The sequence below is a fragment of the Enterobacter sp. SENG-6 genome, from assembly GCF_001605945.1.
In the GTDB taxonomy this organism is placed as follows: domain Bacteria; phylum Pseudomonadota; class Gammaproteobacteria; order Enterobacterales; family Enterobacteriaceae; genus Enterobacter; species Enterobacter cloacae.
Map to the genome: position 1 here is coordinate 252843 of NZ_LOMM01000044.1, position 8272 is coordinate 261114.

The window sequence follows — 8272 nt, forward strand, 5'->3', positions numbered from 1 at the left end:
CCCCGTCCCCTCTTCCGGTGAAGAGGGGATTTTTTTCTTTTGAAGAACAAGAAATCACTACCATGCAGAAGAAATCGATTTATGTAGCCTACACTGGCGGTACCATCGGGATGCAGCGCTCTGAAAACGGCTATATTCCTGTGTCCGGCCATCTTCAACGTCAGCTTGCCCTGATGCCGGAATTCCACCGCCCGGAAATGCCTGACTTTACCATCCACGAGTACGAGCCGCTGATGGACTCCTCCGACATGACGCCGGAAGACTGGCAGCATATCGCGGATGACATCAAAGCCCATTACGACCAGTACGACGGCTTTGTGATCCTGCATGGTACCGACACCATGGCCTTTACCGCCTCGGCGCTCTCCTTCATGCTGGAAAACCTGAGCAAACCGGTGATTGTGACTGGCTCGCAAATTCCGCTGGCGGAACTGCGCTCGGATGGACAGATTAACCTGCTTAACTCCCTCTACGTGGCGGCGAACTACCCGATTAACGAGGTCTCGCTGTTCTTCAACAACCGTCTGTATCGTGGCAACCGTACCACCAAAGCGCACGCCGATGGGTTTGACGCCTTCGCCTCACCAAACCTGCAACCGCTGCTGGAAGCGGGTATTCATATTCGTCGTCTGGGCACGCCGCCTGCGCCGACCACCTCAGGCGAGCTGATCGTTCACCCGATCACTCCGCAGCCGATCGGTGTGGTAACCATTTATCCGGGCATCTCTGCTGATGTGGTGCGTAACTTCCTGCGCCAGCCGGTAAAAGCGCTGATTTTGCGCTCCTACGGTGTGGGTAACGCGCCGCAGAACAGTGAGTTCCTGAAAGAGCTGCAGGAAGCGAGCGAGCGCGGGATTGTGGTGGTTAACCTGACGCAATGTATGTCCGGCAAGGTCAATATGGGCGGCTATGCCACCGGTAACGCTCTGGCGCATGCGGGGGTGATCAGCGGATTCGATATGACCGTCGAGGCCACACTGACTAAACTTCATTATTTACTGAGTCAGGATCTGGACATCCAGTCCATTCGCAGCGCCATGATGCAAAACCTGCGCGGCGAACTGACCCCGGACGAATAAGGAGACCTCATGAAGCAACGCGCCCTGTTACTGGTCGATTTGCAAAATGATTTCTGCGCGGGCGGCGCACTGGCCGTCGCAGAAGGTGACAGCACGGTCGACGTGGCCAATACCCTGATTGACTGGTGTAAATTGCGCGGTGAAGCCGTTGTCGCAAGCCAGGACTGGCATCCGGCCAACCATGGCAGTTTTGCCAGCCAGCACGGCGTTGAACCCTTCAGCCAGGGTGAGCTCGACGGTCTGGCGCAAACCTTCTGGCCCGATCACTGCGTGCAGCAAACGGAAGGCGCCGCGCTACATCCGCTGCTGAATCAGAAAGCCATCGACGCGGTGTTTCATAAAGGCGAAAACCCGGCTATTGACAGCTACAGCGCCTTTTTCGATAACGGACATCGTCAGAAAACGGCGCTGGACGCGTGGTTACGTCACCACGAAATCACCGAGCTGATTGTGCTGGGGCTGGCAACCGATTACTGCGTGAAGTTTACCGTGCTGGACGCGCTCCAGTTGGGTTATACGGTCAGCGTCATCACAGACGGCTGTCGCGGGGTGAACATTCAGCCGCAGGACAGCGCGCAGGCGTTTATGGATATGGCCGCTGAAGGCGCGACGCTGTATACGCTGGCAGACTGGCTGGAGACGCAGGCGTAGTCTTTTATGCCGGGGGGCGGCTTCGCCTTTCCCGGTATTTCCACTCCGATCCCCATAAAGTGAACTCCCTCGCATCACCAGCGAAGCGGCAATGCTATGCTTTTCAGGCTGTTTTTTCGCCACGCTTTTTCTGTGGCGTGGTTATTTTTATTCTGTCAAAGAGGAACACCTATGAAACGTTTGCCATTGCTGGCAGCTTTACCCTTGCTTTGCGCGTCAGTTGCTTACGCCACTCCCCTGATGTCCGTGGGCTACTTTAACGGCGGTGGTGATGTCACTGCCGGACCCGGCGGCGATATTAATACGCTTGATGTCCGCCAGATCACCCACCTGAACTATTCGTTTGGCCTTATCTACAATAACGAAAAAGACGAAACCAACGCCGCACTGAAAGATCCGGCGAAGCTGCATCAGATCTGGTTATCTCCGAAAGTGGCGTCCGACCTGGCGCTTATCCCACAGCTTCGTAAACAAAACCCGAATTTAAACGTTCTGCTTTCCGTCGGCGGTTGGGGTGCCCGTGGTTTCTCGGGCGCAGCAGCCACCAAAGAGAGCCGCGCGGTGTTTATCCGCTCGGCGCAGGAGATTGTTGAGAAATACGGTCTGGACGGGATCGACCTTGACTGGGAGTACCCGGTAAACGGCGCATGGGGGCTGGTCGCAAGCACGCCTGCTGACCGGGATAACTTCACCGCCCTGCTGAAAGAGCTGCGTGCCGCCTTCGGGCAGAAAAAACTGGTCACGATTGCGGTTGGGGCCAATGCGGAAAGTCCGAAAAACTGGGTCGATGTGAAAGCCATTGCTCCCCTTCTCGACTATATCAACCTGATGACCTACGACATGGCGTACGGCACTCAGTATTTTAACGCGAACCTGTATGACTCCAGCGCCTGGCCGACCGTGGCGGCAGCAGATAAATACAGCGTTGATTTTGTGGTGAACAATTATCTGGCCGCGGGGCTGAAGCCACAGCAGATGAACCTTGGGATTGGTTTCTATGGGCGCGTGCCAAAACGCGCTGTGGAACCGGGCATTGACTGGAGCAAGCCCGATGCGCAAAACAATCCGGTGACACAGCCTTACTTCGGCCCACAGGAGATCGGGTTGTTCAGATCACTCGGTTATGACCTGACCAAAGATACCTACGTGAAGTACAACGATATCGTGAAGAAACTGCTAAACGACCCGCAAAAGCGCTTTACCGAACACTGGGACGACCAGGCGAAAGTGCCGTGGCTTTCCGTGAAGGGCGCCGACGGGAAGGATCTGTTTGCCCTCTCGTATGAGAATCCACGTTCCGTCGCCATCAAAGCGGACTATATCAAAGAGAAAGGTCTGGCAGGCGCAATGTTCTGGGAGTATGGGGCGGATGATAATAACCAGTTAGCGAAGCAGCTGGCGGAGTCGCTCGGGATCCCGCATAAGTAGTGAGGCAATCAAACCCTCTCCCACAAGGAGAGGGTTGAGTGAGGACATCAACCTACACCGTTATTGTATTTTCATCGTCGCAATCGGCTTTGGCGTGATACCAAACTCTTCCTTCAGTTCACGCTTGCTCTTCATCACCATCTGGCCGTTGGTATCGATTGTCATGTGTTGCGCATCGGTGTTGTTGCGCGCCTGCCACAGCATGACCAGCTGCAGACTGTTCTCTTTTTGCTCCGGGGTTAAGGCAACGCCATCAGGCCATTTCCCCAGCTCAACGGCGGTGACCAGACGCTGATAAACTTCCGGCGTCATACCGTTAATCATGTCATCAATATTCACGATCTCTCCCTTTCAAAGGAATAATTTGCTGAATCGTTTTTTCAACCTTTAATCTGGTCGCCGTTTTCATCGTCGCTGAAGCTCAGAGAAGCTGAGTTAACGCAGAAACGCTCGCCCGTTGGCTGAGGGCCATCCGGGAAGACATGCCCCAGGTGCGCATCGCAGTTGCCGCAGCGAATTTCGGTACGCACCATCCCATGCGACGAGTCAGTTAAGTAGCGGATCGCGTCATCGCTCACCGGCTCGTAAAAGCTCGGCCAGCCGCAGCCAGAATCGTATTTCGTTTGTGAATTGAACAGGGGGGCGTCACAGACCAGGCAATGGTATACGCCATCGCGTTTGTTATGCAGTAAACGCCCGGTAAATGGCGGCTCCGTGCCGTGATTCTGCGTCACGTAAAACTGCATTTCTGTGAGGTTTTTTTTCAAATCGTCAGGGTTACGTTGGTTCGACATATGCTTACATCTCGCTGTAGAAACAGACACCTTTTAACCCGGATTCTAACAAAACATTAACACCCTTGCGTGCACTTTTGATCTAAACTTATGTGTCGCGAAAAGGCGGTCAGGCAATTGTGATCATGCTCACATATTTATCCTGCGAGGCCTTTAAAATTCCGGGCGCAGCCCCCATGTGGTTGCTAGCTCAAAGGGAAAGTGAGGCGAGTCAGTCGCACAAACGTTAGTCACAGGATTGATTTGTCGCAATGATTGACACGATTCCGCTTGACGCTGCGTAAGGTTTTTGTAATTTTACAGGCAACCTTTTATTCACTAACAAATAGCTGGTGGAATATATGACTATCAAAGTAGGTATCAACGGTTTTGGCCGTATCGGCCGTATTGTTTTCCGTGCTGCTCAGAAACGTTCTGACATCGAAATCGTTGGTATCAACGATCTCCTGGACGCTGAATACATGGCGTACATGCTGAAGTACGACTCAACTCACGGTCGTTTCGACGGCACCGTTGAAGTGAAAGACGGCCACCTGGTTGTTAATGGCAAAACCATCCGCGTTACTGCTGAGAAAGACCCAGCTAACCTGAAATGGAACGAAATCGGTGTTGACGTTGTTGCTGAAGCAACCGGTATCTTCCTGACCGACGAAACTGCGCGTAAACACATCACCGCGGGTGCAAAAAAAGTTGTTCTGACTGGTCCTTCCAAAGACAACACCCCAATGTTCGTTCGTGGTGCTAACTTCGAAACTTACGCTGGCCAGGATATCGTTTCTAACGCATCCTGCACCACCAACTGCCTGGCACCGCTGGCAAAAGTTATCAACGACAACTTCGGCATCATCGAAGGTCTGATGACTACCGTTCACGCGACCACCGCTACTCAGAAAACCGTTGACGGCCCGTCTCACAAAGACTGGCGTGGCGGCCGTGGCGCGGCTCAGAACATCATCCCATCCTCTACCGGTGCTGCTAAAGCGGTAGGTAAAGTACTGCCAGAACTGAATGGCAAACTGACTGGTATGGCGTTCCGCGTTCCAACTCCTAACGTATCCGTTGTTGACCTGACCGTTCGTCTGGAAAAAGCTGCTTCTTACGAAGACATTAAGAAAGCAATCAAAGCTGCTTCCGAAGGCCCAATGAAAGGCGTTCTGGGTTACACCGAAGACGACGTTGTATCTACCGATTTCAACGGCGAAGTATGCACTTCCGTGTTCGATGCTAAAGCAGGTATCGCACTGAACGACAACTTCGTTAAACTGGTATCCTGGTACGACAACGAAACCGGCTACTCTAACAAAGTACTGGACCTGATCGCTCACATCTCCAAATAAGTTGAGATGAGTGCTTGATCCAAAAAGGCGACTTCGGTCGCCTTTTTTATTTATAAGACAGAGGATTGCTTAATGATTAATAAAATTTTTGCACTTCCGGTAGTCGAACAACTTACCCCTGTGCTCTCCCGTCGCCAGATTGATGGCGCTGATGTTATCGTCGTTGACCACCCGCGTGTGAAAGCCTCCGTTGCGCTGAACGGCGCCCACCTGCTCTCCTGGAAACCGGAAGGTGAAACGGAAGTGCTGTGGCTGAGCGATGCGACCTCTTTCAAAAAAGGAGCGGCGATCCGCGGCGGCGTGCCTGTCTGCTGGCCATGGTTTGGCCCGTCAGCGCAGCAGGGACTGCCTTCTCATGGTTTTGCCCGCAACCAGCAGTGGACCCTGAAAGCGCATAACGAAGATGATAACGGTGCCGTGCTGACCTTTGAGCTTCAGGCCAATGACGAGACCCGTGCGCTGTGGCCGCACGAGTTTACCCTGTACGCCCGCTTCAAGCTGGGTAAAACCTGCGAGATTGAGCTGGAAGCGCACGGCGAGTTTGAAACGACCTCTGCCTTGCACACCTACTTCAACGTGGGTGATATCAGCGCGGTAAAAGTGAGCGGCCTTGGCGATACCTATATCGACAAAGTGGACAATGCAAAAGAAGGGAAACTCAGCGACGGCGTGCAGACCTTCCCTGACCGTACCGACCGCGTTTACCTGCATCCGGAAGCGTGCAACGTGATCCACGACAGTGCCCTCAACCGTGGCATCGAAGTGATTCACCATCATCACAGCAACGTGGTGGGCTGGAACCCAGGTCCGGCACTCTCAGTGAGCATGGCCGACGTGCCCGATGACGGTTACAAAACGTTTGTCTGCGTCGAAACGGCCTGCGTCACTACGGCGCAAAAAGCCAGCGAAGAAAAACCGTCTCGCTTAGGGCAAACTATTCGCATTGTGAAGCGCTAAGACGCGGTATTATTTTGACCGCACCAGCACAATGCAAACGGGGCGCAAGCGCCCCGTTATAATGCAAAGATTGCACTGTTTTGATGCGCAATCAGAACTTGTAGGTCACACCGACAGAGAAAATACCCGCCCAGGACTTGTCGACCATTGGGCTGTCTTTCACTTCGTCGCTCAGACGCTCGTAACGGCCAGTACCGTATACGTTCCAGTCACCCAGGAAGTTGTAGCTCGCGGTCAGCTCCAGGTACGGATCCCAACCATCATCTGCGCTGTAGCTCTTCAGACCACTACGACGGGACTCATTCTTAGAGACGCCATAGTAGTAGTCGTTGTAGTTCTCACTGTTGTACTGCACACCAATACCTGGCGTCAGCGTTAACGCACCGTTCGTGTAGCGATAGAGCCAGGCCAGATCCCAGATAAAGCCGTTGCTGTTATCCAGCGTGTCTCCCGCCAGCGCGGTACGCAGGAAGCCATACTCGGTGTTATGCACATAAGAGAGACCCGCCATCATGGTGCTCTTACGCTTGTCGAGTCGACGCAGGGCGTGGCTGTCGCTGTCACCCGGTTTGAAGTGCGTCGGATCGTAGTAGGCCATAATGGAGAGCTTATCGGCCGTATCGTTCCACAGATAGTAGCCGCCGCCGAGTCCACGGAACCAGAAGTTATCGCCTTCATAGGTGACAACCGGAACGGGATAAACATCACGATCATACTGTTTATACGGGCTGTTAATGACGCCAACGCCCGCACCTACCGTCCACTGGCTTTCCGCCTGTGCGGTGCTAACTGCGGTCGCGGCGAGTACGCCCAATGCCAGAAGTTTGAGTTTGGTCACAATCCATTCTTTCCTGTAGTCAAATAATCAGCGGGAGAAGTGTAACCGCCAGACCCGTACTTCCCCAAATTTTTTGCCTGCTAATCAGTTTGATTAACCCGTTATTTTTCATTTTTCAGATGACAGGCCGTTTTCACTTCTGTGACCGCAGGGTGAAAAATGCCCGTATGACATATAACGGCAATGGATATTTTTGGATGAGTTATTGATATGTCATTGAAATTAGATTTTATCAGCATGCAAGTTTTGCAAATGCCATCTACGCTTTAATTTAAGAAGAGTTTTCCTGCACGCCCCGCGGTTCTTAGCGTCTGACCTGGCACACAGGTTGCTGCTCTGGCAGTGAGGTGCGAGAGATTCTCTTCCGGGAGCCTCCACTACTCATACGAACGGCTCTTATCCTGTGCTAAAAAACGAAAGGACGCATATGATCATCAATAGGAACATTTGTAAATCTCAAAAAAAAGAGGCTTTTGGCCTCTTTTGTCATAATGAGCTTTAACCTTTCGGTGGGTATGGATCCTTCCCATGTGAGTCGCTATCTCGAATCTGTCCGTTAGGGCGATGTATGACTAATTCGCTCCCCTGATTACGAGAAATAACTCGCCCAGCATCTATAGCTTCTTGCTGAGTACGGTGAGTTGAAGTTACTTTTCCGTTGCCTGCACCTCTGACAGCCCATTGTCCGTTGTGAGGCACTACATGTTGGTTTTTACCCATAATGTCACTCGCTACATGAAGTACACCATATGGTGTCAACTATAAGTATAGACACAATATGTTGCGTTAGGCTTGCTCAAAATCATATTTTTAGTACTCAACCGTCACCACCTCGCAAATCACATTCGTGCCATTCCATTCATCTTTGTAGATACTGGTGTCAATACCGCAACCAGGCTGGAACGTGTACCCCGTCTCTTTCACGAACTTCTGGTACTTAACTGTTTGTACTGAAGCGTCATAGTACCTATGTCCAGAGTACTTAAACCCTGCTGAACTCTGAGGTACTATCCATACCCCATATGAGGATAAGGTACTTGCATGTTCAATCACCTTGTATTCAAACTCACTGCCCTTATAACGGCCTGTATACGCTTCTGACGTGTTGTGACCTGCTCCCCGTTGATTAGTACACCCCGATGTTAGTAATGTCTTCATAAGCCACATGAGGACATCCCCATGAAGAAG

General features: G+C 52.2%; 9 protein-coding genes and 1 pseudogene. 5 read left to right on the top strand and 5 right to left on the bottom strand.

Going from position 1 to position 8272, the window contains the following annotated elements; translation table 11 throughout:
• Positions 1–62 precede the first annotated feature (62 nt).
• From ansA to AX755_RS19095, 3 genes are all read left to right on the top strand, one after another.
• Positions 63–1079, top strand: coding sequence for an asparaginase (gene ansA, locus AX755_RS19085; RefSeq protein ID WP_013097048.1), 1017 nt, complete (start codon positions 63–65; stop codon positions 1077–1079).
• A 9-nt stretch (positions 1080–1088) separates the two neighbouring features.
• Positions 1089–1730: a bifunctional nicotinamidase/pyrazinamidase gene (gene pncA, locus AX755_RS19090; protein WP_029881996.1), complete on the top strand. Its 642-nt coding sequence runs from the start codon at positions 1089–1091 to the stop codon at positions 1728–1730.
• A 171-nt stretch (positions 1731–1901) separates the two neighbouring features.
• Complete coding sequence (locus AX755_RS19095) at positions 1902–3158, top strand: glycoside hydrolase family 18 protein (protein ID WP_062857263.1); 1257 nt, start codon at positions 1902–1904, stop codon at positions 3156–3158.
• Positions 3159–3218: 60 nt separating this feature from the next.
• Here AX755_RS19095 and AX755_RS19100 read toward each other — a convergent pair whose 3' ends face one another.
• Positions 3219–3497, bottom strand: coding sequence for a YeaC family protein (locus tag AX755_RS19100; protein ID WP_013097051.1), 279 nt, complete (start codon positions 3495–3497; stop codon positions 3219–3221).
• Positions 3498–3538: 41 nt separating this feature from the next.
• Entirely contained in the window at positions 3539–3952 is a 414-nt protein-coding gene (gene msrB, locus AX755_RS19105) for a peptide-methionine (R)-S-oxide reductase MsrB (protein ID WP_013097052.1), read from the bottom strand.
• A gap of 341 nt (positions 3953–4293) precedes the next feature.
• Between msrB and gapA the strand changes: the two genes are divergently transcribed.
• Together gapA and AX755_RS19115 are read left to right on the top strand one after the other, a co-directional pair.
• Positions 4294–5289 carry a glyceraldehyde-3-phosphate dehydrogenase gene (gapA, locus tag AX755_RS19110; protein WP_013097053.1) on the top strand — a complete coding sequence of 332 codons (996 nt, stop codon included), beginning with the start codon at positions 4294–4296 and terminating at the stop codon, positions 5287–5289.
• A gap of 72 nt (positions 5290–5361) precedes the next feature.
• On the top strand, positions 5362–6246 hold the full coding sequence (locus tag AX755_RS19115; protein ID WP_013097054.1) for a D-hexose-6-phosphate mutarotase: 885 nt from the start codon (positions 5362–5364) through the stop codon (positions 6244–6246).
• A 91-nt stretch (positions 6247–6337) separates the two neighbouring features.
• On the opposite strand, the gene AX755_RS19120 is transcribed toward AX755_RS19115, so the two are convergent.
• The 3 genes and pseudogenes from AX755_RS19120 to AX755_RS25885 all read right to left on the bottom strand — a co-directional run.
• Entirely contained in the window at positions 6338–7084 is a 747-nt protein-coding gene (locus AX755_RS19120; RefSeq protein ID WP_013097055.1) for a MipA/OmpV family protein, read from the bottom strand.
• A gap of 498 nt (positions 7085–7582) precedes the next feature.
• Complete coding sequence (locus AX755_RS24815) at positions 7583–7804, bottom strand: DUF2188 domain-containing protein (protein ID WP_129327987.1); 222 nt, start codon at positions 7802–7804, stop codon at positions 7583–7585.
• A 90-nt stretch (positions 7805–7894) separates the two neighbouring features.
• Positions 7895–8272: pseudogene (locus tag AX755_RS25885) on the bottom strand (methyltransferase); the annotation flags it as partial.